Genomic DNA, 24,020 nt, shown 5'->3' with positions numbered 1-24,020 from the left:
CTCGGTCCCGGTTTTGGCAAAGTTTGCGATCGTTTCAAAGTGAGCCGTAACGAAGATCGTTAAGTTTTACGAAGTTCGTATAAACGCCGAGGTTCTAATCCGATGCGTTGACATCCGAAACCGTTCGCCGGGTTAGGAAGTTTTTCAAAACGAAAGCCGATTTAAGATCCTCTTGGCCAAAGTCTTCCTTGTATGAAGACAAGAAACGTTCGACCTTGAAATGAAAATAAGATGGATCGTAATTGTTAAAAGGAAAAGGAGAACCGAGCTCGACGTATGGAGAAAATATTTATTTACAATCGGCCCGCTCCTCGCACTTTGCTTTGGAGTTCGATATCGATCGTACTCGGCTGTTTATTTCTTTTTATTGTCTATTCATTCGTGCGCCAGACGATGGAAAGACCCGAAAGAATCAGCGATCAATTCTCTTCCGATTTTTTTGTCCTCGTCATCATGTCTCTTTTTTTTCTATCCCTTTCCTTGTTTTTACTTTGGTTCGGTTTCAAACGTTCAATAAGAATCGAACGGATCATAGTGAATCAAGAATTTATTTCTTTATCGGGAGGCCTTTTTCTTTCTTCCGGAAAACGGTTTTATGCCGGAGGTTTGCTCAAGATTCCGATATCTTCCGATTTTCGATTTCGAGCGGTTAAAGACGGTTTTCTAAAGAGTGTAGGCTTTTATCTCGATTTACCAGTGGAAAGCGGAAGTCACTCGTATTTGATCGTGGAACACTGTGTGGACCCGCTTCGTTTGGCGCAAAGGATCAACTCGGTCCTCGAAAAAAACGGATGCGCTCCGAGGGAAGTGCATATGTCCAGAGCTCTGGAAAAGTCATTGTATGAGAAAAACGTAAAGAATCAAAACGCCCAAACAACGAAAAAAGCCCGCAAAAAAAATCCACACAATCGATAAATCTTTGATTCGGGTTTTTACTTTCGATAGAGGCCGTTCTTCTTTATGTATTGGCGCAGATTGGAGGCGATCTTCGAAGTTTCACTAGAGGATTGAAATTCCCGCCGTAATTCCGTAGAACTCACCGGGAGAAGGGGATTGTCTAAAAAGATGAATTTTTCGGAAGCGTCTTTGAGGTTTGGATTTACCGGAATTGTCTCCGAGGCTCTGCGAAACACACAGACATTCTTAACGTTTTCGAGAATTTTTTTCCAGTTCTTCCATTCGTGAAAGTTGTCGTAGTTATCCTCGCCTATCAAAAGGACGAACTCCCGTTTCGGATATGCCGCCCGTAGTTCGATCAGGGTATCAACCGTATAACTTGGATCTTTTCGTCTTAATTCCAAATCCAAAACCGCGACACGGTCCTTGAAATCAGAAACAAACAAATTCAACATTTCTAATATGTCTTCCGCCGACGTCATTTTTTTTTCTTTGAGAGGATTTTGACGATTGGGGACGATGAAAACTTCTTTGCATTCCGGAACTTCCTCAAAAAAAGACTTTAGAATTCCTGAATGTCCTTCATGAGGAGGATCGAAACTTCCTCCGAAAATTCCGGTGAGTATTTTTTGTTCCGAGGACATTTTTATCCTCGGATTTGTCCGTTCCCGGTAACGTAAGTGGTCGTCGTCGTGAGGTGAACCAAACCCATCGGTCCTCTTACGTGAAGTTTTCCGGTGGAAATTCCGACTTCCGCGCCGAGACCGAACTCTCCGCCGTCGTGAAAACGGGTGGAACAATTGATAAAAAGAGCCGCCGAATCCAAAGAACTCGTGAAAATTTTAGCCGTGCTTAAATCTTCGGTTACGATCGCTTCGGTGTGACCGGAAGAAGTTCTTTCGATAAAAGATAACGCTTCCTCCAAAGAAGAAACCGTTTTTACGGAAAGTCTAAGATCCAAAAATTCTTCGAAGTAATCCTCTTCTTTAACCGGCTTCCCTTTTGGATAAAGAGAAAGCGAAGAAGGATCAAGCAAAAGTTCCACTCCTTCTTTTGCAAGAGCCTCTAAAAGTTCTTTGCGAAAAGGATATCCGGTATGAAGAATCAAATTCTCCGTCGCGTTACAAACTCCGGGTCTTTGCACCTTGGAGTTGATTACGATCGGAATCACTTTTTCCGGATCCGCGTCTTGATCGATATAAAGATTACAAACGCCTTTGTCGTGTTTTACGACCGGAATCTTGGAATGTTCTGAAACAAACCTGATCAATCCTTCGCCGCCCCTCGGAACCACGATATCGATCGTAGAAGTTTGCTGAAAGAAAGGAAGCATAAACGCGCGATCCGTCTTGTCCACAAAAGTAACGGCTCCTACGTCGATCCCTTCTTTTTGAAGAACTTCGTGAAACAGTTTTACCAAAGCCGTGTTGGAATGAAACGCTTCGCTTCCGCCGCGGAGAATACAAGCGTTTCCTGATTTAAAAGAAAGCGCTCCGACGTCTATCGTAACGTTTGGTCGCGATTCGTAGATTACCATTACAACGCCCAGAGGAACTCTTCTTGTGACGAGTTCAAGTCCGTTCGGAAGAGTCAATCCTCTCGTCACTTCTCCGACCGGATCGGGAAGAGATACGATTTCGCGAAGAGCCGAAGCCATTCCGGAAATTCGTTTCTCGTTGAGAAGAAGGCGATCCATGAGTGCGGACGAAAGATTTTTTTCCTTTCCGTCTTTAAGATCCAGTGCGTTTGCTTTAAGAATCTCTTCTTTCCGTTTTTCTAATATATCTGCGAGATCAAGAAGGACTTTATTTTTCAGGGAAGACGGAAGCGACTTGAGGGTTCTGGAAGCTTTTTTGGCGCGGGCGCAGAGATTTTCGACGTATTCCGATTCTTTCATATATGATTTCCTCCGTTACCGTTTCCATTCCGATTCTTACGAATGATTTCCTTTACATCCTCTTCCGAAAACACACGGTTGCCCGAAGGAGCGACTAACGTTCCGATCGAGTTTTTATCCAAAAACTCCCGAATGACGTGCATCTTCTTTCCGTTCAAGATCGCGGTCGGAACTCCGGCCTCCGAAAGTAAACCTGCGGATTTGAGTTTTGTAAACATTCCCCCGGTTCCCGGTCCGCTCGGTCCTCCCGCGAGATCCAAGTCTTCTTTTCGGATTCTTTCTAAGAATGGAACTACTTTCTCTTCTTTTAAAAAACCGTCCACACCGGTGAGAATGATCAGCAGATCTGCGCCTACGATCAGACTTACCAATGCGGAAAGCATATCGTTGTCTCCGAATCTTACTTCTTCGGTCGCGACGGAATCGTTCTCGTTCACTACGGGAAGAATTCCCCATTCTAAAAGTTGGGTGAATGTGTTCTTTAAATTCTTGTATCCTTCTTTAGACTCCAGATCCAAAACTCCGAAAAGAATCTGCGCGATGCTTAGGTTGACCTTGGAAAAAAAACTGTCGTAGAGATTGACGAGTCGATTCTGACCCATGGCGGCTAACGCCTGTTTTTCGGAAAGAGAATCTCCGGAAGCGATCGAAGAGGGGAGTTCGCTTAACAAAAGTCTCCCGCGAGCGATCGCACCGGAAGAGACCAGAATCACTTTTTTACCGAGATCCCTGAGGTGACGGATGTCGCTTACCAATTGAAAGAGAAAGTCGTTCACTTCCGACTCTGGACCGGAAAGCCGCGCCGAGCCCACTTTGATTACGATCATTTCCGAAGAGCGGATTTTTTCAGAGAGAGAAGAACGTTCCATGTTCGAAGATCCTATTCCGTTTCATCCGAAACGCTTTCCTTAAAAAGCGAATCGTCGTTTGCAAAAGAAGAATTCGTTTTTGATTCTTTCGGATTTAGGACCTTTTCGATCTCATCCTTAAAAAAAGTTTCATCCATCGTGATTAAAAGTTCTTCCAAGTTGGTTTCTTGGTCCGCCGAAATCGCAACTACCTTTCCTAGGTGAGAAACCTTTTCGATCAGATCTTTCGTAAATTCGGGATCGTCCCAGATGTCGATCTTGTTGAGAACGATGAGATAAGGACGTTTGAGAAGTTCCGGATTGTAAGTCGAAAGTTCGTTTCGGAGCATCTTCAAATCCTCCTCGATATCGAGAGAAGAAGAATCAAAAAGATAAAGAATTCCCTTTACACGTTCGATGTGACGGAGAAAAGAAAGGCCGAGTCCGATTCCCATGCTTGCGCCTTCGATGATTCCCGGAATATCCGCGATCGTAAAACGAAAGATATCGCCTCTTCGCTTAACAACGCCGAGGTTCGGAGAAAGTGTGGTGAATGCGTAACCCGCGATCTTCGGATGCGCGTCGGTGATCTTTGAGATCAGCGTGGATTTGCCGGCGTTCGGAAGACCGACGATTCCCACATCGGCTAAAAGTTTGAGCGAAAGTCGGAGGAACTTGTATTCTCCGTCTTCTCCCGGTTGTGCGAAACGGGGAGTTTGATTGGTGGAGGATTTAAAATGAGTATTGCCTTTTCCGCCGCGTCCGCCTCGAACCACGACGTATTCTTGCGTGTCGGAAACGAAATCGAAAAGAAGATCGCCGGTTTCCTCGTCGTAGATCTGGGTTCCGAGAGGAACGAAAAGGACCAAGTCTTCTCCCTTTTTACCGGAACAGTTGTCTCCGACTCCGGGAAATCCGGCCTCCGCTTTGAACTTTCTTTTGGAAAGATATTTGTCCAGGGTGTACATGGAAAGGTTCGGGCGAATGATGACGTTTCCGCCGATTCCACCGTCGCCTCCGTCCGGACCGCCGAACTCCACGTATTTTTCTCTTCGAAAATGTACGGAACCGGGGCCGCCGTGTCCGGCGTAAACTTCTATGGCGACTTCGTCTACAAAGGATTCCATGGTATTTGAATATTCTAAAATTCTTAAATGAGTCTTAAAAACAAAAAACCGCAGAGTCCGGACCCAGAAACGGGCAGGAGACTGCGGTTCATCCGGTTTGAATTTGAATATGAGGGGTTATTCCGGGTAAACGGAAACCTGCATTTTCAACTTGGAAACCATCTCGAACTTTACTTTTCCGTGAACGAGAGCGAAGAGAGTGTGATCTTTGCCAAGTCCTACGTTATTGCCAGCGCGGAATTTTGTTCCTCTTTGGCGAACGAGAATGTTTCCTGCGAGAACGGATTCTCCGCCAAAACGTTTTACTCCGAGTCTCTGGGAATTTGAATCCCGGCCGTTCTTTGAGGATCCACCACCTTTCTTATGTGCCATCTTCTGGTACTCCTATCAGTTCAATTTCTTTCGGGTATTGATTCTTCAGATTTTTAAGTCCGGTAAGAATCAATTCAAAACTATTATGAATTAAAACATCATCTTGGGGAAGAACTTCGAACCGAAGATATCCGTCGCGGATTTCAGCGGGTTTTGCGTTGCCCGTTCGGAAGAGGTGCAGATAAAGAGTCTGAACCAGGACCGAGACGGCAGAGCAGAGAAGATTCTCACCCTTTTTTCCTAAGGAAGTCGGGGAATGTCCCTCACTTTCTAAGGAAGAATACAATTCTTCTTTGCGAGTGATCCGGATCCGGATCAAACCGCAGAGAGAGAAACGACTTTTACTTTTTGAAGCTGTTGTCTGTGACCCCAGGCTTTTTGATAGTTCTTACGTCTTTTGTAAACGTAGGCGTGAATTTTCTCGCCTTTTACGTCTTCCAAAACTTTCAGCGAAACCCGAGCCGTTTTGAGCTCCGGTTGTCCGATATGAACTTTATTGCTGGATTCTGCGAAGAGAAGAACCTTCGCGTCAAAGGATTCGCCCGCGTTTTTACCGGTTTTTTCGGTCAGGAATTCCTGATCTTGGGTTACTTTGAATTGTCTGTTTCCAACTGAAATAATAGCGTACATATCGATCCGGCCTGTTTTAAGTCGTTTTCAACCAATTTGGTCGACCTGGCCCTCCGGTCAAGGGGAAAACGGAAAAACGCTTGTACGGAAGACGGTGAGTTTCTAGATCGGTCAAAACGAACTGGTATTTCCAGAAGAATAGGGTTTTAAGACGGGCTCGGTCCGCAGTTGAACCGGAAAAGTAGGAACTCATACTTTTGGAAGGGTTTGCACGGAACGATCCCTCGATTCTGGGAAAGCAAAAAGGAACGTGGGCCAAAGCGCTTCTATCGTAACAGTCGATTTGCAATCTTAAGACTTTGGAGAGAAAAGTATCGGTTTTGCCGCTGATCTCGTATTTTATCGGGCTTTGTTCAAGGCAGGATCAGGCGTGGACGGAACTCCAGCCAAGTAAGATTTTGTCGGTTTTCCCTTCCGGTAGAATTTTCACCCTTCAGAACTAAAAAGTAGGAACTCCTTCTTTTTTGAAGATCCAAGGGAAGAATTTCGAAAAGAATCGCATTTTGTTTTCTCGAACAAACTTCCGTTCGTCCAAAGTTCGCTCGAAAGACCCAAAAGTAGGAACTCCTTCACTTCCAAGAATTTTAAGATTCAAATCGGTTAATCGGTTTTCCTCCAGGAAAAGAACGCATCGCGTTCTAATCAAAGTTCGAAAAGGACGGACGGCGATTTGTTTCACTTTTCGTCGAAATCACTTTTCCAAAATAGCATCGGTGAATCGAAAAAGACGATTCATGTTATTCTATAGAACAGGATTAAAAAAGGAAAATGGAATCGAAAAGAAATCAAAGAGGGAATTCGAGGATCGAGCCGACTACCATGACAAAAGCATGTCGATAATTGTAAAGTCAAGTGGCAATATTAGATATTTCGAATTATATAATATTTGTTAAATTATAAATCAATGTTTAAGAAAAGTTTTTATTTTGACCAAGAAGGCTTTTGTTTTTAAAATTCTAAATAAGAAAAAGCAAAGAAGAGAAAATTTTTTCAAGAATCGACAAACCAGTGTTATTCGCATTTTCTTATAAAAGAAGTATCGAAAACCAAAAAGAATGCAAAAAATAATTACTCAATCAGTTAATGGATCTAAGGATAACGTACCTTTCGTTTCTTAAGGATTAGAAAGAAACGGTCGGATCCGATTTAAACAAACAGGAGATACAAATGGTATCAGGAATTACACTCATTTTGCTCAGCATTCTTGCTGTGCCTTCTTTGCTTCTGGCAAAAAAACCCGATGCAAAGGAATTGCTCGCTAAGATCTCGCCTTATCAAGGATGGCTCGGCCTCGTTTTTTGCTTCTGGGGAATTTACGGAATCGTTTTCCAAGGACTTCTTGGTCTCGGCTGGCTTCCAACTTGGCCGATCTATTGGGTAACCGCTCTTGCAGGAAACATCGTTCAGGCGATTCTCGGATTCATCCTTGGGTTCGGGACAATCTCTACCTATGTTCTTTCCAAGAACGAAGAAGCCAAAAAGAAAGGGGCCGAACTCCTTGCAAAATTGGCTCCCATCCAAGGTAAGTTGGGAATTTTTGGAATTGCAGTAGGGATTTGGACCATCGTAGCGTCTTTTCTTTTCTACGGAGTATAATTCCATTTTTCCGGGTGATCGTGTTTCACCCGGAACCTTCCTTCCAGATTTAAGATTGCCTTCTTTTGAAAAAACGATGTTCATTGTCGTTTTAGAATGCAAATCCACACGACGAATCAAACGATCTCCGAATTCAAAAAAAACCGATTTCCCGAGATTGCACACTTCCCGAAACATTTTGTAGAAGATCGAATCCCGATCGACGTTCGGAATTCTTATACGATCCGAGAAGAATTCTCCGTAAAAGGAATTTCCACACTGGAGAATCAACCGTCCACGATCCGCGTGAAACCGGCGTCCGGTTCATTTTCTAAATTTTCTCATTCTCAAAAAACTCTCGAACTCAAACCGGAATTTTGTATCAAAGGAAATCATAATATTCAGCTCGGGGAAGTAAAGATCATAGAGCATCCGATCGCGCTTCAATCCGCTTTCGGTCTTTATCTCGATTTCGAATTGGAGAAGCCGAGTTTTCCCACGTTCGATTTTTGCGATCAGATTTATTTGGAAGGGTTGGAGAAGAATCTCCAAAAAATCGGGGAAGTTCCTCCGATTACGGTTTCGAAACCGTTTGCCGTGAGTTGGGAAAAAGGATATTGTATTTTGGAACCGGATTCGGGGGATCAAAAATTGATTCTGGATCATCAAGTGAGTTATCCCGGCGTTACCGTAGGAAATTCCAGAATTCTTACCGAAATGACTCCGGAAATTTTTTCCTATATCGCGTCGGCGAGAACGACCGCGTTCCGTCCCGGAGAGGAAGCTGAAAAGTTTTACCGGATCGGTTTGGCCGGAGGTTTGAAGGATTATCCTTTCACCTTGGAAAACGTGATTTTGTTAAACGAAGAGAAAATTTTTAACCCAAGGGAAAAGTTTACGCACGAAGGAAAGAATTACGAGTTCCTCGCACACGAACTGATCGACATCCTCGCGTGGCTCCGATTCGTGGAAGAAGAATACAAGGGACGATTTGTCGGAAAGATGACCACTTTCCTTTTTGATCATCATAAACAGATCGACATCGCCCGGTTCGTATGCGATCGGAAAGAATTCTCCGAAATCGGAATTAGAATCCTCTAATATATTATTCGCAATCTTTAGGAGCCTATTCCAAAATTTGAATCTTTCCTCAGAAGCCGTTCGGATCTTCAAAAAAAATCCTTCGTAACAACGGCTGACCTCCGTAAAACCCGCGCGCCCGTCCGGATCTTGGATGGAGGCGGTAAGGAGCGACGCAACAGGAGCGAATCATTGAGTTTCGGCGGCGGGAAAAAACTCGAGAGACTCCCCTCTATCAGAGGAATCCACTTTTTACAAGTAAAATTCTCTGATAGAATTCTTGTAGGAACTCCTACAAAATTCTTCTTTGGATCCTTGGTTCAAAAATTACTTGGGCGAGGTTAGGCAAAGCACGGAAGATCGAAAAAGACGTTTTTGTAAAATTTGAAACCTTCGTGCGAGTTCCTACAATTTACAATACATCCGGCTTTTTCGGAAAATTTGATTCCTTCCGTGTTTGCAAAAAAAGTATGAGTTCCTACTTTTTAGATTTCAAGACAGAAGCTAAATTTAAAATCCGATCATCATTCCTCCGTCGACACGAAGCGTCGCTCCCGTGATCCAATCCGCTTCTTCCGATGCGAAAAAATGAATCGCGGAGGAGATGGATTCTTCCGGATTTCTTCCGATCTTGAGGGGAATCGTTTTCAAAATTCCTTGTTTTATTTCTTCCGAAAGTCCGGGTGCGAAGTCGTTGGCGATAAAACCGGAGGCGACACAATTTACCGTAACGTTTCTCGAAGCGAGTTCTCTCGCAGAAGATTTTGTGAGCGCCATAAGTCCCGCCTTCGCCGAAGAATAATTCGCCTGACCTCCGTTCCCGTAAAAACCGGAAACCGAACCGATGTTGATGATGCGACCCCATTCTTTTTTGATCATGTATTTTGCGGCGGCTTGAGTTCCTAAGAAAGCTCCTTTGAGATTTACGTCGAAAACCTGATCCCACTTTTCTTCGCTCATCCTCAAAAGAAGATCGTCCTTGATGATCCCGGCGTTGTTTACCCAAACGTCAAGGCTGCCCGTTTCTTTGAATGCGAAGTCCGCGAGTTCTTTGATCTGATTTTTTTCTTTCACGTCGCAGACCTGACCGAAAACTTTTCCGATTTTCAGGGATTTCAATTCTTCGATCGTTTTTTCAAGAAGAATCGGATCCATATCCGAAAGAACGACGGTTCCGTTTTTGGAAAGAAAATTCTTAGCGGTCGTTTTTCCGATTCCTCTGGCCGAGCCGGTGATCACGATTGTTTTTTTCGAAAACATAAACTCCTCCGTTTTTTATTTCGATATCGAAATAAATGATTTTAAAAAATAAATTTCAGATCATTTTTCAAAATTAGAATGAATCCTATCCAAAAGACGAACAAAGGTTTCCTTTTCTTCGGGAAGAAATCCTTTGTATAATTTCTGAGTCGTCGTCTGGGAAGCTCGGATCACGGCTTCTCTCGTAGTTTTTCCCTTTGCGGTTAATACTGCGGTAAAGACGCGTTCGTCTTCGTCGGATTGAATCCTTTTGATATATTTCAATTCTTCCATTTTATCCATGAGCGCCGTGATCGTGGAATTCGTTCGATCTAACACCTTCGCGAGTTCGCTCATAGTCATTTCTCCGGAGATTCCGAGGGCGTAGAGAACTCCTCCGTGAGCCGGAACGAGATCCTTAATCCCTTCCTTTTCGAATTCTCTGGCTAAGAATTTCTGAACCCGATCTCGGGTCCTCGATAAGAGATGAATTGCAAATTCGTTCCTCATTTATTTCGATGTCGAAATAAATGAGATTTTTGTCAATCAAAAAAACAATTTTTAAAATTACCATCGGCTCAGAATTTTTATCTTTGTGAACGGATTCGGGTCGTCTCTCGGATCGATTGCCGTATTTTCCAAGACTTCCACTTCGATCGGAAGTCCTTTCTGATCGATACAAAGGTCCACATTGTTGTCGTTATCCTCGATGTCCGCTATTTGGAACGGGAATACTGTTAACGTTTTCTTTTCGTTTAACAATTTGATTTTGAACCGCTTGAGTTCCCGTATTCCGAGTTCTTTGCCGTCCGTCGCCCTCACTCCTCCGGACCAAACCGTGCGAACTACCGAAACGGTTTTGAATTTGGGACAATCTGCCCCGCGTTCGGTTTCGTTGTACGGATAGTCCGGACCGAGTTCGAAGTGTTCCGCATAACTTAGGAACGGCCCTTCGGTCAAAGACGTTACTCTCGCTTTTTGTCCTCGATAGTTTTGTCCGTCGCGGCTTTTTAAATCGCCGATGATTCGAATCTCGACGGGTTCGTTCTCCGGAAAATCGCCGAATTCTCCGATCAAAAGAACCGTCCTGAGTTCGAATTCTTCCAATGCAGGACGGAATGTCGCAAAGGGAACGGCGAGCAGTTCGCCTTTCTTTGTTAGGATTTGAAAATCGGAAGCGTCGAGGGTTGACGGATCGATCTCATGCGAAAACACGAGAGGCATTCCGTCTTTTCCGGGCGCATTCTTCCATAAATACATCGAACGAAGCGGCAATGCATTGTCTAACCCGAAAAAGGCGGATATTATGGTCGCTTTTCTTGTGTGATTGATCGGCGGATTTTTGATTGATAGTCGATAAGTCGGCGCCGAAATGCAACTTCCAAACAATAGCAGTAATAGTAATATTCGACTCAGGCGGTCGGACATAGTGAATTCCTCCGAAGGCAATTTGGTTCTTTCTTTCTGTATGGAACCGTGTGTGTAGAAGAGAGGATTCACTGATAAAGAAAGCCGGCTTTATTCTCTGTCAACAAAAAGAATGAGGAGGAATACCGTCTTGACAACCTCCATTCTAAGATTTTTGATTCCATTAAAGACGAAGAGATATGAGTTCTATAAAATCCAAAAAGAAATCCCAAATCCCTAATAACAAATGGTGGCAGACGACCACGATTTATCAGATCTATCCCCGTTCCTTTGCGGACACGAACGAAGACGGGATCGGCGATATCGCCGGGATCATCTCTAAGTTGGATTATCTAAAGGATATGGGTTTTGAAACCCTTTGGATTTCTCCGCTTTACAAAAGCCCTCAGAGAGATCACGGATACGACGTTAGCGACTATTACTCGATGTCTCCCGAGTATGGAACCCTCAAAGACGCCGAAAGATTAATCAAAGAAGTTCATAAAAGAGGAATGAAGATCGTCTTCGATATGGTGATGAACCATACTTCCGATGAACACGAATGGTTCAAAGAATCCCGTTCCAGCAAAGATAACCCGAAGCGGGATTGGTATATTTGGAAGGACGGAAAAGGTAAGGGCAAACCGCCTAACAACTGGAGTTCCTTTGTCACTCCCAACGCGTGGCAATACGACAAGAAAACCGATCAGTGGTACTGCGCGAGCTTCTTGGATTTTCAGCCGGACTTAAACTATTACAATCCGGAAGTCAAAAAAGCGATGTTCGACGTTCTTCGTTTCTGGCTGAAAAAGGGAGTCGACGGATTTCGTTTGGATATCTTTCACGCGATCTACAAAGACAGACATTTCAGGGACAATCCGTTTCGTTTTAAATATCTAGTTACCGAAAACGATCACGACGGTTATTTTCAGAGAAGGCTTTATACGGTCAATCATCCGAACAACTTCGAATTTGCGAAGGAACTCAGAGCGGTCCTGGACGAATTCGACGGTGACCGTTTTGCGGTCGGGGAAGTTGCCGGCGACGATCATACCATCAAACGCTACTTAGGCGAAAAAAGGGACGGACTCAACCTGATCTTTCTTTTCGAAACCCTGATGCTGAAATTCAAAATGAGTTTTTTCAAAGGGATCATCAAAAAGATGGAGGAAATTTATCCCGCTCCTTATACTCCCACTTACGTTTTCGGCAATCACGACCAAAGACGTTATATGCGTAAGATCAACAACAACCTGGAAAAAGGGAAGTTGGTCGCACTGTTTCAGTTTACTGCGAGGGGCGTCCCGGTTACGTATTATGGGGAAGAGATCGGGATGACCAACGAAACGATCAAACTCACGGAGGCGCAGGATCCTCTCGCGAGAATTTATCGCTGGTTAGGCGATACCCTTTCGGAATTCTTAGGCTTGGCCGATATCATCATTCGTGATAGAGCCAGATCTCCGATGCAGTGGGACGATTCGCCTAACGCGGGTTTTACGACTAAAAAAGCCAAACCATGGATTCGCGTTCACGGAAATTATAGGGAAAGAAACGTAAGTACGGAATCCGAAGACAAGGATTCTCTTCTAAGCGTTTATAAAAAAGTCATCCACCTTCGCAACGAAAGTAAGGCGTTTCGAGAAGGAAGTCTTACTCTGATCGAAGAAGACGTTCCGAAGGACATGCTCGTTTACCTCCGGGAAGCCGGCAGCGAACGAAAGATGGTGATTTTTAATTTCGGAAAAAAAGAACGTCTTTTTAACAATACCACCGATTGCAGGAAGTATTGTTTTTCGACCCACGTCTATGACCACAATGAATTCGATCTATTTAAGGTTCCGCCTTGCTCCGGTTTGATCTTGGAGAACGATCATTCTCCAAAGGTCGAAAAAAAACCGAAAGGCAAGAATAAAAAATAACCGGACACTCGCGATAACAATTTTCCAAGAAAAAGAATTCTTTCTTTCGATCTTCACAAAATCGAAAGAAAGAATATCGAGTTTAAAGGATCAAACCTTCGGCTTTGGAAAAATTTCCTTAAAGAAAGCAAGCAATTCTATCCAGGATCTACGATCCGCCTTTGCGTTGTAAGCCGCTCCTTTGGAATTATCGTTTCCGGCGTCTTTGATCGTGAACGAATGAACGGCTCCTCCGTATGAAATGAATTGCCAATCGATTCCCGCCTTTCTCATCTCGTCCTGAAACGTCTCCACCTCTTCTTTTTTTACGAAAGGATCGTCTGCACCGTGTAATACGAGAATCTTGCCCGTGATGTTTTTTGCGTCTTCAGTATTAGGAGTTTGTAATCCTCCGTGAAAGCTCACAGTGCCTTTGATCGGAGCGCCGCTTCGAGCGAGTTCCAGCGCGACCGTTCCGCCGAAACAATATCCGATGGCCGCGACGTTTTGCGCGTCCACTTCGGGTTGTGCTTTCAACGTTTCTAACGCAGCGGTAATTCGAGCGCGCATGAGTTTGCGATCTTGTTTGAATTGCCCCGCTAATTTGGAAGCCTCTTCCATTCCTTTCGGACGGATTCCCTTTCCGTAGATATCCACCGCGAAGGCAACATAACCTAGTTCGGCGAGTTTATCGGCGCGCATTTTGGAATTTTCTCCTAAACCCAACCAGTCGTGAACGATTAAAACTGCGGGAGCGGTTTTTTTGGAACCGAGTTCCGGATAAGCGATGTATCCTTCCAGTGTCGTTTCGCCTTCCTGATAGAGGATGTTTTTTCCGATCGTTTTGGCCGCGATGGAAACGGAGAAGAAGTGTAAAAACGCGAAAAAGGCTAAGAATTTTTTCATGAATCGATTTACCTCGGTTTTCTTTTGACAGATCCGAACCGAAAAGCAAATGAATTTTAAGACACTTACTTCTAAAAAAGAAGTTTTGATTCTTTCCGAGAATTTTAAGGAGAATCGATTGTGAGACGGGAAGCCGTTCTTTTAAATGTTGCGCCGTGAAGCTGAACCTTGTACGGAGAATATATTCAGAATCCATTGTATTCTTGAAATCGCTTAGTAGTTCGCACGTATTCGATTGTAAAGCTCCGGCTCTTTTTTGTCGGGGAGTTGCGCGTAGTGTATCGGGAGAAAAGAAACACCGCGTTTTGAAAAGGGCCGATTCCGGAGAATCCTTTTTCTTCGTTCCTCGAATGGAAACCAGGAATTTAAAAACACGAGGAATTAAAAAATTGACAAAAATAGTTCGATTCTCCCGGAAAGAGTTGAATGAAAACGGATTCCGGCAATTTTTGTCACTCGCCATTTTGAAAATCTAAAAAACGAAATCCTAATGCGGGGCCGAAATGTTAATACGAAAAGAGTTATTATTCTTAAAGTTATATTTTGTAGTTTGGATTCTAACATTCAGCGGTTGCGGACCTTCCGGAAATTCTAAAATCCCTCCTCGAGCTGAAAAAGGAATTTTGGATTTGAGGGAATGGGACTTCAACTCGGACGGAATCGTAAAGTTGGACGGGGAATGGTCTTTTGTCTGGAAGCAGCTTACACTTTCTAAACCGGACTCGATTCTTCCCGATTCTAAATCCTATTTTGTTTCGGTCCCGGATAACTGGAATTCTTATAAAGAGATCGGGGATATCGATTCCGGCGCGGCTTACGGTTACGGAACGTTTACTCTCAAGGTTTTGTTAAACGACAATCAAAGTCCGCTTGGAATCCGCTTTCAGGACGTAGGCACGGCTGCTGCAATTTGGGTGGACGGAAAAAAATTAATCCGAAGTGGAGTAGTCGGCACCGACGAAAATACTTCCCGACCGCAATATCTTCCTCGGTACATCGAGTTCAACGCTTTCGAAAACGAAGTCCTTATTCAAGTCGAGGTGTCTAACTTTCATCATTTCAAAGGCGGGATCTGGGAAACGATTCGTCTCGGAAGTAAGAAGAGCATCCAGGACGATAAAGAAAGCCGTTCCGCCACAGAGATGTTTCTTTTCGGAAGTATCGCGATTATGGCTCTCTATCACTTCGGTCTTTATTCTCTTAGAAGAAAAGACAGCTCAAGTTTGTTCTTCGGTTTGTTCTGTTTTGTCATCGTTATCCGATTGCTCATGACCGGGGAAAGATTCATCGTACAAAAATTTCCGGACATCCCTTGGGAATTCGGAAGCAAATTGGAATATCTTTCCTTTTATTTGGCGTGGCCGATTTTTCAGAAATACATGGACAGTATTTTTCCGGGGGACATGCCTCCGTTGGTTACAAAGATCGCAACTGCGGTCGTCGGTTTCTTTTCGCTTATCATTCTGTTTTTTCCCACTAAATTTTTTGCGCTGACCTTGATTCCCTACCAGGGAATTCTTCTTCTTTATATACCTTTCTTTTTCTTTTGGTTGGGACGTTTTATCTATCGCAAACGGGACGGAGCGATCATTGCGGGACTCGGAGTTTTGATGCTGATCGCCGCCGCGATCAACGATATATTACAAAGTCAAACTCTCGTAACTCACGGATACTATCTTCCGATCGGACTTTTTTCGTTCATTTTCGCCCAATCCTATATGTTGTCTTTGAAGTTTTCCGCGGCTTTTGTCTCTATCGAAAATTTATCCGCGGATCTTACGAGAACGAACCAATCTTACAGTCGTTTTGTTCCATTGGAGTTTTTAAAATTTCTAGGTAAAAAGAATATTACGGAAATTGAATTAGGAGATCAGACTCAAAAAGAAATGACGATTCTTTTCTCGGATATTCGGTCTTTCACACAGTTGTCCGAAAAGATGACCCCTAAGGATAATTTCGATTTTTTAAATTCTTACATGGGAAGAATGGGGCCGATCATACGGAAGCACGGAGGTTTTGTGGATAAGTATCTCGGCGACGGGATCATGGCTTTGTTCCCCGATTCTCCGGACGACGCGGTTGAGGCCGCAAAGGAAATGAAGGCGACCTTGGAAGATCACAATCAAAGTCGTCTGGAAAGAAATTATGATCCGATTCGGATCGGGATCGGAATTCACACTGGTGTTTTGATGTTGGGTACGATCGGCGAAGAAGCGAGGATGGACGGGACCGTCATCTCCGACGCGGTCAATCTCGCGTCTCGTATCGAGGGGCTGACAAAAGAATACGGAGTGGACATTCTTTTATCGGATGAAAGTTATCAGAAGATTCGGAATCGTAAAAAGTACGTGTTTCAGGAGTTGGGAAAGGTTTCCGTAAAGGGAAAGGAGAATACGGTCGGGGTCTACGAAATCAAATAGGATTTAAGAATCTCTTTCGCGGAAGCGGAAACCGCTTCCCGCAACTCTTTCGGTTCCAATACGATCACGGAACTTCCGAATCCCAGAGTATGATGGAGAGCCCACTCCATCGTTTCAAAGTTAACCCTCGCTTTTATCCATGAATCATCTATTTTAGTAGATTCTAATATACAATTATACGCAAATAATCGGAAACGTTCGAGTTCTTCCGTTCTGATCTTGAGGAGGACCGAGTATGTGGGGAGTTTCGAAAAGAAGGCCTGAGTGCTTTCCTGCCAATATTTTTCCAGATCGAATTTTTTCGGTCTTTCAAACGTATCGCCGAGTTGCGCCTCGAGGATTCTTGAAATCCGAAAGGTTCTGAATTCTTTTCCGTATTTTGCGATCAGATACCAAACCTTTCCTTTCGCGACCAATCCCAATGGAAGAACGATTCTTTTTTTAGACGCTTCGTCCGATTTGTAACGAAGGATCACTTTTCGATTCTTCCAAACCGCTTCCTGTAACAAAGGAAGAAACGGAAATTCCTCCTTCCAATTTCCCCAGCCGGCACCGTCGATATGAATCCTCTGTCGAATCATCTCCGCTTCCTCTTGATACGCCGCGGGAAGAGAAGCCATAAATTTCATAAAGGCGGAATCGAATTCTTTTTTTCTTCCGAGATCGGAGGCGACGCGAGTGGAGCTTGTAAGAATCATCGAAAAGATTTCTTCTTTTTTCATTCCGGTAAGATTCGTTCGATAACCTTGGGATAATTCCCAGCCGCCTTTCGAACCCCTTTCCGCAAATACCGGAACACCGGACGCGCTCAACGCTTCCATGTCTCTATGAATCGTTCGTTCCGAAACCTCGAGTTTACGCGCCAAATCTTTGGACGATATTCTTCCCTTTGCCTGGAGTTGAAGTAGAATGGAAAGTAATCTGTCCGCGCGCATGATTCGATTCTACCGTTACAAACATGACAGATAATGTCATGTATTTCTTTTTAACAGAAGATCAGGATCGAAAAAAAACGAATTCTAAGAAATCGATTTGAAATATATGACAGAAATTGTCATCTTCTTCGAAGTAGAATGGAGGAATGAAAGAAAGAAATTTAGAGGGTAAGGTCGCCTTGGTAGCCGGGGGAACCCGCGGTGCGGGAAGGGGCATCGCGGTTGCGTTAGGCGAAGCCGGCGCGATCGTTTATGTGACCGGAAGGAGCACTAGGAAATCCCGTTCCGAGATGAATCGAAAGGAAACCATCGAAGAGACCGCGGAGTTGATCAACAAAAACGGAGGAAGAGGAATCCCCGTAAGGACGGACCACACGGACTCGCAAGAGGTTAGGGAACTCGTCCTGAAAATCGAAGAGGAGCAAGGCAAGTTGGACATTCTCGTCAACGATATCTGGGGAGGAGATCCGTACATCCGATGGGAGGAAAAATTTTGGGAGCACTCTTTGGAGAATGGGATCAAGGTTCAGAGGACCTGTTTGGAATCTCACCTGACCACGAATTACTATGCGGCTCCTTTGATGATTCGCAATAAATCCGGTTTGATTTTGGAAATCACCGACGGTATCGATTATCGGTATCGTGGAAATCTATATTATACTTTGATAAAGTCTTCGATCATCAATCTATCTCGCTGTCTTGCCGAGGAGTTGAAACCTTTCGGGATCACGGCGCTTTCCCTGACTCCCGGTTTTTTAAGATCCGAAGCGATGCTCGATCATTTCGGCGTCCGTGAGGATAATTGGAAGGATGCGGTAAAAAAAGATCCTCACTTTATCGTTTCCGAAACGCCCGCTTATATCGGTCGCGCGGTCGTCGCCCTCGCGAAGGATACGAACGTATTTTCCAAGACGGGAACTTCGACGAGCACTTGGAAGTTATCGGAAGAATACGATTTCACCGATCTGGACGGGAGCCGTCCCCATTGGGGAAATTACTTCAGGGATAAATTCGGAGAAGAATTATGAAAATAGAATATTCTAATGATGGAATGGATTTGAAACCGGAGGAACTTCAAGTCTCCACCGGAACCTTGAGCATGGTTTCCCGGCTTCTATTCCCGGGTTCGCTTTTGAAGACGTATAAAGTGCATCATTTCGAAAACGAATCGAAATCTCGCGCAAAAAATATCCCGGATCGAGTATAGAAAGAAGTAAGAATCGATTTCGGACGTTCGAGAAGAACCGACCGCCCCGGACGTTTGCTTTATATCCAAGCGAATTTTAATCTTAATAAGAATTAGGATTGAAGTAAAAGGGCTTTGGTAAATCGTCCTAAAGTTCCTGTCTGGATTTTTTAGATTAGAAAAAGACATCGAGGTAAAAAATGAAACAACATTTGGTTAGAATTTTGAGTTACGGTTTTTTGGTTTGGTTGATCCCTTTTGCGGTGGCGATTCCGTTTCATACGAGAGACGGAAAACTTTTGACCGATATTTTTTTGTTTAAGAGCGTTATGATTCTTGTCGGCAGTCTCACGGGAAGTTTTCTTTTGGCCTCGCTCGCGATAAGAATTGAGGGAAAAACTTTGCCTACTCTTTTGTTCACCGGTCTGATCTGGTTGGTTATCAATTGGGGTTTGGATTTTCTGATCCTGCTTCCGATGTCCAAGATGAGCGTTTCCGATTATTCGATTCAGATCGGAATGGGATATCTCACCATGTTGATCGTCGCGTTCGCACTCGGTCGCGCGGTTGATAGAAAATCCGCCTGATCCGTTAAGTAACAGTTAACGTGTGATTTCTTATCTTTTTGAAGGCCGCTTTTTATAAAAGACGTTGCTGACGGCGAGCGCGGTTGGAAAAAAATGGAAGTCGAACGTAGGATTCTTCAAGAGGGATCTTGAAGAATCCTTTTTGCATATCGAAAAGTTTCCTAAATACGTTCCCGTTTTTGCCGATCAACTGGATATGAATCGCCTTTTCTCCGAACTCGAAATAAACTTCGCCCTTGTTTCTGATTCCGACGTCCAAGAGCAAAGGATCGTTTAGAAGTCGATCGTGTTTTTTACGCAAACGTAGTTGCCGGATTTAAGAAAGCTTAAAACGTCCTCCGGTTCGAGCGTTTTTGAGTTTAAGAGCACATAACGTGTTAAGGATTGACCTTCCGGACGATACAAAAGCGAAACCCGTCCCGCATCGTAAAATACGAACGCACTTTTACTTTTTCGTATTCTTCTTTTGGAAGATAGTGAAGGTCGTCGGAGGCCTTGCAGTGAGGAAATTTTTCTTCGTTTAATATTCGATCCCAGAGTTCGGTATGATCGCCGGAAGGACTGAAAATTTCGAGAGCGTCGTAACGACCGAGCTTTTTTAACATCTCTTCCGAAAAACTGAAGTTGAGTTTGGGACGGTTTATAGCGACAAACGAGCCTTGTTCCGAAAAACGGTCGATCATCCATTGTATATTCGAAACGGAAGCATAGAACGGAAAAGGATCGGATTCCGCCTGGCTCCCAACACTAAAAGATGTCGTTTCCTCAGATTGGTTCCCCATTTGAATCCCGGAAGCAAAGCCGGCTGGAGTATCACACTTCATTCGTGTGATTGTGAAACGATGCCTTTGGCCATCTGAGAGGAACTTTGTTTTGATATGGGTCTTCAAAGGTTGTCTTGTGATCTTCGAAATGCCGGGTCTGCGTTTTAGGTTCGGCTCGAAAGGATAGCGAAGTATACACGTTGAAACAAGCGGCCAGAGAGGATGTAGATAAAAATAATCGAAGAATTCTTCCGTATGCTTTTTTTATCGATTGGCATTCGATCCTTTTACCCGCTGATTCAAATCCTAATTCGGAGTACTATCTTTCTTCTTGGTTACAAAGAATTAAGTAATTGTAATGTACTGATTCGAAAAATGACTTGCGGTTTTGTTTTCTTTTTTTCTTCTGAGTGTTGGATTCCCGTCCGGAACGGAGAAAGTTTTAAACTTCGTTTAACATTTTGAGACGGCGAGGTTGTAGGTCGCGATCGTTCTCGGATGAATCTTTTTGTTCGTCTGAATCAGATCCTGAATCGTGTTCTTCGCCTTACAAAGAACTCCCGAGTAAAGATTTTTGCGGGCCTGTTCTCTCCATTCGGGATAGAGAGGATTCTTTTCCGCGTATTCAGATCCTAAAAAATCGGCGGCATAAAGAATCAAATCCAGAGGACCGGGGGTTTCGGAGCCCAGGGTATGATTTCGAACCGCCGAAAGAACGGATTCGTTTTTCAGATCGTATTGAGATTTGAGATAGATGGCCGCAGAATAGGCGTGCCAAGCCGCGGAAGGGAGTTGTTCCAATTCTTCTCCGCCGGATTCCTTGAATAACGTTAGGTGAAATTCCGGCGTCTTTTGTTTTGTGATGTCGTGGACGATTCCGGCAAGATAGGCAAGGCCGGCTTGCTCTTTCGAATGAAGGATCGCCAACTCTTTTGCGATCTCCGCCACCTTCAGAGAATGTTCCCAGCGAGTAATCGTTATTTCGGTGGGAACGATCTTTTTAAATTCTTGCGTCTTTGCTTCCAACTCGGAAGAGGTCATCGGGTTCTCCTCACAAAATTCAAAAATGTGCGTCGTCGGATTGGAGTCCAGTGAGAATTCTAATTTTGATTCTTCTTTGATTTGAGAAAGGCGTCGATTCTTTCAGGAAGATTGTCTCGAATGTTTTGATAAAAGATTCCGTAATCTAGGACGTGATAATTCTCTCCGAACCATCTGGAAAAACCGGAAGCGTTCGGTTTTGAAATACGAAGCACTCCGTTGTCGCATTTTGCGTCGCAGAGTTTCGGTTCGATCGTTCTGAATTTTCCGTTCACTCCTCCCGAATGCGACTCGGAACTTGCGAGTAATTCGTCCGCGTTCCAACTGATCGGATTGACGCACATATAAGGTCCTTTCAGATCGTGGGGGAGTTTGCCTATCTCGGATGTTTTTCCTAACGTTCTCCAGCTGATCACACAGCCGGTCTGTGTTCGATTGGAACAAACCGGAATTTTTTTGTAAGAACCGATCGGAACCGCGCCTCCAATCAGATAAGCGGCGACAAGTTGATCGACTAGGGGAGAATTGTCGATCCTTTCGCGGAGGAGACGGATTGCGTGGTGAGTCCCTTGGCTATGCGAAGCGACGATAAAAGGTCTTCCCTGGTTCCATTCCCTGAGATACGTTTCGAAGGACTTGAGTATATCTTGATATGCTAATTCAAGAGCGAGTTTTCCGTTTTCGGGATCCACAAAAGAATAGAGAGTCGCTTGTCTGTATCTAGGAGCGTAAATCTTTGCGCAGCAGTTGAAAACGCTCGCCTGTTGTCGAATCGTGGATTCGTCCGTCCTTTCGTTGATGCGCTCGTCTTCGAGAGACGCGTTCCAGTCTCTCCCGTAAAAGGTCGTAGGATGGACAAAAAAAACGTCCACCAAAGCCCCTCTCTGATTGTCTTGGAGGGAGGATTGCGACGGAACCTTGTCCGCTTCGTCTTTCGTTTGAGGGAGCGCGGACCAGGATTTGAGAATTGAATAATCCGGTTCTTTCGGTCTTTCGTATTCGGAGAAGTTGCGGGGAGGCCGAATGATCCAAAGGCAGGAGATTGAAAAGAACAGGGAAATAAAGAATGAGGAAATCAATAAGAATCTACTTCGCATAACAAACCTCGAACGGTCGAATTTTAAATCAAGAATACGGACTTTAAGATCTTTTGATTTTTTTCGCCGAAACGGAGTTTGTCAATTCGGTTTATCGGATTTGAAAACGGGAAAAAAGTTTTCACAGGAGTTTATTTAGGGATGATTTTTTTCTTAAAAAGTGCGACAGTTACGAAACTCTTTGTTCAAATTCAACAATAAGGAATTGAAGTTTAATGAAACTTACTCAAACGATCTTGGTAGTCTTCGTAGCGGTGGAGCATATTTTATTCTTAGTTTTGGAGATGTTTCTCTGGGAGACTCCGTTTGTTCTTAGGCTTTTTAACATGACTCCCGAAGTCGCAAACGTATCGGCGAAACTTGCGATGAACCAAGGTCTTTACAACGGTTTTTTATCGGCGGGACTTTTTTGGGGAACGTTCTTCGTAACCGATAAAAGACAAAAGAACGATACGGTTCTTTTTTTCTTAGGTTGTATCGTCGTAGCGGGAATTTTTGGATCGGCGACCGCAAAGTTTTCGATCTTATTCACGCAAGGACTTCCCGCCGCGTTGGCTTTGATCCTTACGATGTTAAATCGAGAAAAATAAATAAGCGGCGATCGTTCGGATCTATCGATGCACCCGCCGAGAAGTTGACAAAGCGCTTTCCTTTTTTAAGATCGACCTCATGAAAATCACGGACGAAGTTTTTAAGAATGCGCTTTCGCATTTTCCGTCGGGTGTGACCGTAATTACGTATTCTCATCTTGGGAAACAAAGCGGGCTCACCGTAAGCAGTTTTAGTTCTCTTTCTCTCAATCCTCCTTTGATTCTTTTTTGTTTGCAGAAGAATATCGCAAGTCACGATCCGATCCGAAGCGAAGGCAAATTTGTAGTCAATATTTTGGCGCAGGGTCAGGATTCTCTTTCCAATCAGTTCGCATCGGGAAAAACCGACAAACACGCGCTCATCGAAGAACTCCGATGTAAAAAAGGGGAATTGGGTCTTCCCATTCTTCCGGGAACTCTTTCTTACATTGAATGTGAAGTGGATCAATTTGTGGACGGAGGAGATCATTCGATCGTGATCGGAAGAGTTATATCTGCGGGAGCCGACGATTCGCAGCGCCCTCTCTTGTATTATCGCAGAAACTACTATTCGATATGAAAGAAATGAATTGCAAGTCGAGTTGATTTTCTTTTTTTCTGGAAGTCGATTTGCGTTTGCGGCTTTCCTAGTTTCCTCTTCTCTTTTGAGAATTTTTTTTCGGTTCGGCTTGGGCATGAAAACTTCGGAGAATTTCTCCTCGGTTTGAATTCGGAAGGCGAAGGTCGAATGGGAAAAACTTTCGGGGATCGAATCCGATTGCGACCGAATCCGTTCCGTCTCCGTAAAACATGATTCTTTTTGAATGTGTTTGATAAGATTCTTTTGCAAAAAAATGAAATCGAAGTGTTGAACCTAACGCTGCCGTCTTTGGAACGGCAAAACCACGGAGGTCCTTGTGGAATATTCTTATGAACTGGATATCAAAACGCAGAAGAAAAATTATCTATTCGGTTACTACAACAGACCGGTCCTCTGGTTTCAGAGAAGGTTTCTGCCGATTCTTCTTTTGATCATTTCCGCTTTCGAGTTTTTCTTTTATAAGAATACGGATCGCTATTTGATCCCTTTGTTTTTCGGAATCCTCGGGGCTTATTATATCGTGAGACCTTTCGTTTTTTTAAGGAGAATTCATTTCCAAAACACGGTCGGGACGATTTCGATTTCGAAAGAAGAATTGAAAATTTCGGACGAAAAAGGAGAACTCAAAATTCTTCCGAGCGAGTTGTTGAAAATTGTTCCCAAAAAGCACTATCTGTTTCTCAAAGTGAGGATTCACGCGATCCAATACTTCCTCATCGATTTGAATTCCATCCGAGGTGATTCTAAGAATTTTGTGAAGGAGTTGGAAGAATTTACGAGCGAACGAAAGAACTGAACTTTTTGTAGGAGTTCCTACGTTCGTATTCTTTGCCGGTTTTTTTCCTTCCGCACTTTGTTTTCGTTCTGAATTCTTATCCTAAAACAGTTGCAGGGGTTCCGACCCGGACTTTCCCGGCTTTGAAAAGTATGAGTTCCTACTT

At 43.9% G+C, this 24,020-nt stretch carries 27 protein-coding genes; 11 read left to right on the top strand and 16 right to left on the bottom strand.

The features are described from left to right. Positions 1-276: 276 nt before the first annotated feature. Complete coding sequence (locus CH376_RS00465) at positions 277-915, top strand: hypothetical protein (RefSeq protein ID WP_100785733.1); 639 nt, start codon at positions 277-279, stop codon at positions 913-915. 17 nt (positions 916-932) lie between these two features. Here the strand turns inward: CH376_RS00465 and nadD are convergent, their stop codons facing one another. The 7 genes from nadD to rplU form a co-directional block, all read right to left on the bottom strand. Further along, entirely contained in the window at positions 933-1,541 is a 609-nt protein-coding gene (nadD, locus tag CH376_RS00460) for a nicotinate (nicotinamide) nucleotide adenylyltransferase (protein WP_100785734.1), read from the bottom strand. 2 nt (positions 1,542-1,543) lie between these two features. Further along, positions 1,544-2,794: a glutamate-5-semialdehyde dehydrogenase gene (locus tag CH376_RS00455; protein ID WP_100785735.1), complete on the bottom strand. Its 1,251-nt coding sequence runs from the start codon at positions 2,792-2,794 to the stop codon at positions 1,544-1,546. Then, positions 2,791-3,663, bottom strand: a complete 873-nt coding sequence (gene proB / locus CH376_RS00450) for a glutamate 5-kinase (RefSeq protein WP_100785736.1) — start codon at positions 3,661-3,663, stop codon at positions 2,791-2,793. The genes CH376_RS00455 and proB overlap by 4 nt, the downstream gene beginning before the upstream one ends. Before the next feature lie 11 nt (positions 3,664-3,674). Continuing rightward, the gene (obgE, locus tag CH376_RS00445; protein WP_100785737.1) at positions 3,675-4,769 is read right to left on the bottom strand and encodes a GTPase ObgE; all 1,095 of its coding nucleotides are present in this window, start codon (positions 4,767-4,769) and stop codon (positions 3,675-3,677) included. Between the two features lie 117 nt (positions 4,770-4,886). Further along, a complete protein-coding gene (rpmA, locus tag CH376_RS00440) occupies positions 4,887-5,141 on the bottom strand; it encodes a 50S ribosomal protein L27 (protein ID WP_100785738.1) in 255 nt (84 codons plus the stop codon). Continuing rightward, positions 5,131-5,460 (bottom strand): ribosomal-processing cysteine protease Prp, encoded by a 330-nt coding sequence (locus tag CH376_RS00435; protein ID WP_100785739.1) that lies wholly within the window; start codon positions 5,458-5,460, stop codon positions 5,131-5,133. The genes rpmA and CH376_RS00435 overlap by 11 nt, the downstream gene beginning before the upstream one ends. Then, a complete protein-coding gene (gene rplU / locus CH376_RS00430; protein ID WP_069608149.1) occupies positions 5,457-5,771 on the bottom strand; it encodes a 50S ribosomal protein L21 in 315 nt (104 codons plus the stop codon). The genes CH376_RS00435 and rplU overlap by 4 nt, the downstream gene beginning before the upstream one ends. Before the next feature lie 1,167 nt (positions 5,772-6,938). Between rplU and CH376_RS00415 the strand changes: the two genes are divergently transcribed. Beyond that, positions 6,939-7,367, top strand: a complete 429-nt coding sequence (locus CH376_RS00415) for a hypothetical protein (protein WP_100785742.1) — start codon at positions 6,939-6,941, stop codon at positions 7,365-7,367. Positions 7,368-7,463: 96 nt separating this feature from the next. After that, entirely contained in the window at positions 7,464-8,447 is a 984-nt protein-coding gene (locus tag CH376_RS00410) for a UDP-3-O-acyl-N-acetylglucosamine deacetylase (protein ID WP_100785743.1), read from the top strand. Between the two features lie 489 nt (positions 8,448-8,936). Here CH376_RS00410 and fabG read toward each other — a convergent pair whose 3' ends face one another. Genes fabG through CH376_RS00395 form a run of 3 tightly spaced genes read right to left on the bottom strand, consistent with a single transcriptional unit; the run spans position 8,937 to position 11,093 of the window. Next, positions 8,937-9,686, bottom strand: a complete 750-nt coding sequence (gene fabG / locus CH376_RS00405) for a 3-oxoacyl-ACP reductase FabG (RefSeq protein WP_100785744.1) — start codon at positions 9,684-9,686, stop codon at positions 8,937-8,939. Positions 9,687-9,746: 60 nt separating this feature from the next. Further along, positions 9,747-10,175 (bottom strand): MarR family winged helix-turn-helix transcriptional regulator, encoded by a 429-nt coding sequence (locus CH376_RS00400; protein WP_100785745.1) that lies wholly within the window; start codon positions 10,173-10,175, stop codon positions 9,747-9,749. Positions 10,176-10,232: 57 nt separating this feature from the next. Further along, positions 10,233-11,093 (bottom strand): hypothetical protein, encoded by an 861-nt coding sequence (locus CH376_RS00395; RefSeq protein WP_165781754.1) that lies wholly within the window; start codon positions 11,091-11,093, stop codon positions 10,233-10,235. A 179-nt stretch (positions 11,094-11,272) separates the two neighbouring features. On the opposite strand from CH376_RS00395, the gene CH376_RS00390 reads away from it, so the two are divergent. Next, the gene (locus CH376_RS00390; RefSeq protein ID WP_100785746.1) at positions 11,273-12,994 is read left to right on the top strand and encodes an alpha-glucosidase; all 1,722 of its coding nucleotides are present in this window, start codon (positions 11,273-11,275) and stop codon (positions 12,992-12,994) included. 90 nt (positions 12,995-13,084) lie between these two features. Here CH376_RS00390 and CH376_RS00385 read toward each other — a convergent pair whose 3' ends face one another. After that, a complete protein-coding gene (locus CH376_RS00385; RefSeq protein WP_100785747.1) occupies positions 13,085-13,879 on the bottom strand; it encodes a dienelactone hydrolase family protein in 795 nt (264 codons plus the stop codon). Positions 13,880-14,382: 503 nt separating this feature from the next. On the opposite strand from CH376_RS00385, the gene CH376_RS00375 reads away from it, so the two are divergent. Continuing rightward, positions 14,383-16,299: an adenylate/guanylate cyclase domain-containing protein gene (locus CH376_RS00375; RefSeq protein ID WP_100785749.1), complete on the top strand. Its 1,917-nt coding sequence runs from the start codon at positions 14,383-14,385 to the stop codon at positions 16,297-16,299. Here the strand turns inward: CH376_RS00375 and CH376_RS00370 are convergent. Then, positions 16,284-17,234, bottom strand: coding sequence for a helix-turn-helix transcriptional regulator (locus tag CH376_RS00370; protein WP_100785750.1), 951 nt, complete (start codon positions 17,232-17,234; stop codon positions 16,284-16,286). The two genes, CH376_RS00375 and CH376_RS00370, sit on opposite strands and share 16 nt — an antisense overlap. A 146-nt stretch (positions 17,235-17,380) precedes the next feature. On the opposite strand from CH376_RS00370, the gene CH376_RS00365 reads away from it, so the two are divergent. The 3 genes from CH376_RS00365 (at position 17,381) to CH376_RS00355 (ending at position 19,007) form a co-directional block, all read left to right on the top strand. After that, positions 17,381-18,262, top strand: a complete 882-nt coding sequence (locus tag CH376_RS00365) for an SDR family oxidoreductase (RefSeq protein WP_100785751.1) — start codon at positions 17,381-17,383, stop codon at positions 18,260-18,262. Next, a complete protein-coding gene (locus tag CH376_RS00360) occupies positions 18,259-18,441 on the top strand; it encodes a hypothetical protein (RefSeq protein WP_100785752.1) in 183 nt (60 codons plus the stop codon). Before CH376_RS00365 ends, CH376_RS00360 begins: the two co-directional genes overlap by 4 nt. A gap of 179 nt (positions 18,442-18,620) precedes the next feature. Beyond that, the gene (locus CH376_RS00355; protein ID WP_100785753.1) at positions 18,621-19,007 is read left to right on the top strand and encodes a hypothetical protein; all 387 of its coding nucleotides are present in this window, start codon (positions 18,621-18,623) and stop codon (positions 19,005-19,007) included. Between the two features lie 52 nt (positions 19,008-19,059). Here CH376_RS00355 and CH376_RS00350 read toward each other — a convergent pair whose 3' ends face one another. The 4 genes from CH376_RS00350 to CH376_RS00330 form a co-directional block, all read right to left on the bottom strand. After that, entirely contained in the window at positions 19,060-19,308 is a 249-nt protein-coding gene (locus tag CH376_RS00350; protein WP_100785754.1) for a hypothetical protein, read from the bottom strand. A gap of 76 nt (positions 19,309-19,384) precedes the next feature. Further along, a complete protein-coding gene (locus CH376_RS00345; protein WP_100785755.1) occupies positions 19,385-19,789 on the bottom strand; it encodes a hypothetical protein in 405 nt (134 codons plus the stop codon). A gap of 435 nt (positions 19,790-20,224) precedes the next feature. Further along, entirely contained in the window at positions 20,225-20,812 is a 588-nt protein-coding gene (yqeK, locus tag CH376_RS00335; RefSeq protein ID WP_100785756.1) for a bis(5'-nucleosyl)-tetraphosphatase (symmetrical) YqeK, read from the bottom strand. 59 nt (positions 20,813-20,871) lie between these two features. Continuing rightward, complete coding sequence (locus CH376_RS00330; protein WP_100785757.1) at positions 20,872-21,909, bottom strand: DUF3089 domain-containing protein; 1,038 nt, start codon at positions 21,907-21,909, stop codon at positions 20,872-20,874. 215 nt (positions 21,910-22,124) lie between these two features. On the opposite strand from CH376_RS00330, the gene CH376_RS00325 reads away from it, so the two are divergent. The 3 genes from CH376_RS00325 to CH376_RS00315 all read left to right on the top strand — a co-directional run bounded on the left by CH376_RS00325 (position 22,125) and on the right by CH376_RS00315 (position 23,875). Then, positions 22,125-22,499 (top strand): DUF1304 domain-containing protein, encoded by a 375-nt coding sequence (locus CH376_RS00325; protein WP_100785758.1) that lies wholly within the window; start codon positions 22,125-22,127, stop codon positions 22,497-22,499. 79 nt (positions 22,500-22,578) lie between these two features. Next, positions 22,579-23,058, top strand: coding sequence for a flavin reductase family protein (locus tag CH376_RS00320; protein ID WP_100785759.1), 480 nt, complete (start codon positions 22,579-22,581; stop codon positions 23,056-23,058). A gap of 337 nt (positions 23,059-23,395) precedes the next feature. Continuing rightward, positions 23,396-23,875: a hypothetical protein gene (locus CH376_RS00315; protein ID WP_100785760.1), complete on the top strand. Its 480-nt coding sequence runs from the start codon at positions 23,396-23,398 to the stop codon at positions 23,873-23,875. The last annotated feature ends 145 nt before the right edge of the window (positions 23,876-24,020 follow it).

Source organism: Leptospira adleri (genome assembly GCF_002811985.1).
GTDB classification, from domain to species: domain Bacteria; phylum Spirochaetota; class Leptospiria; order Leptospirales; family Leptospiraceae; genus Leptospira; species Leptospira adleri.
The sequence above is the reverse complement of the archived record's forward strand: the minus strand, read 5'-3'. Positions and strand labels throughout refer to the sequence as shown.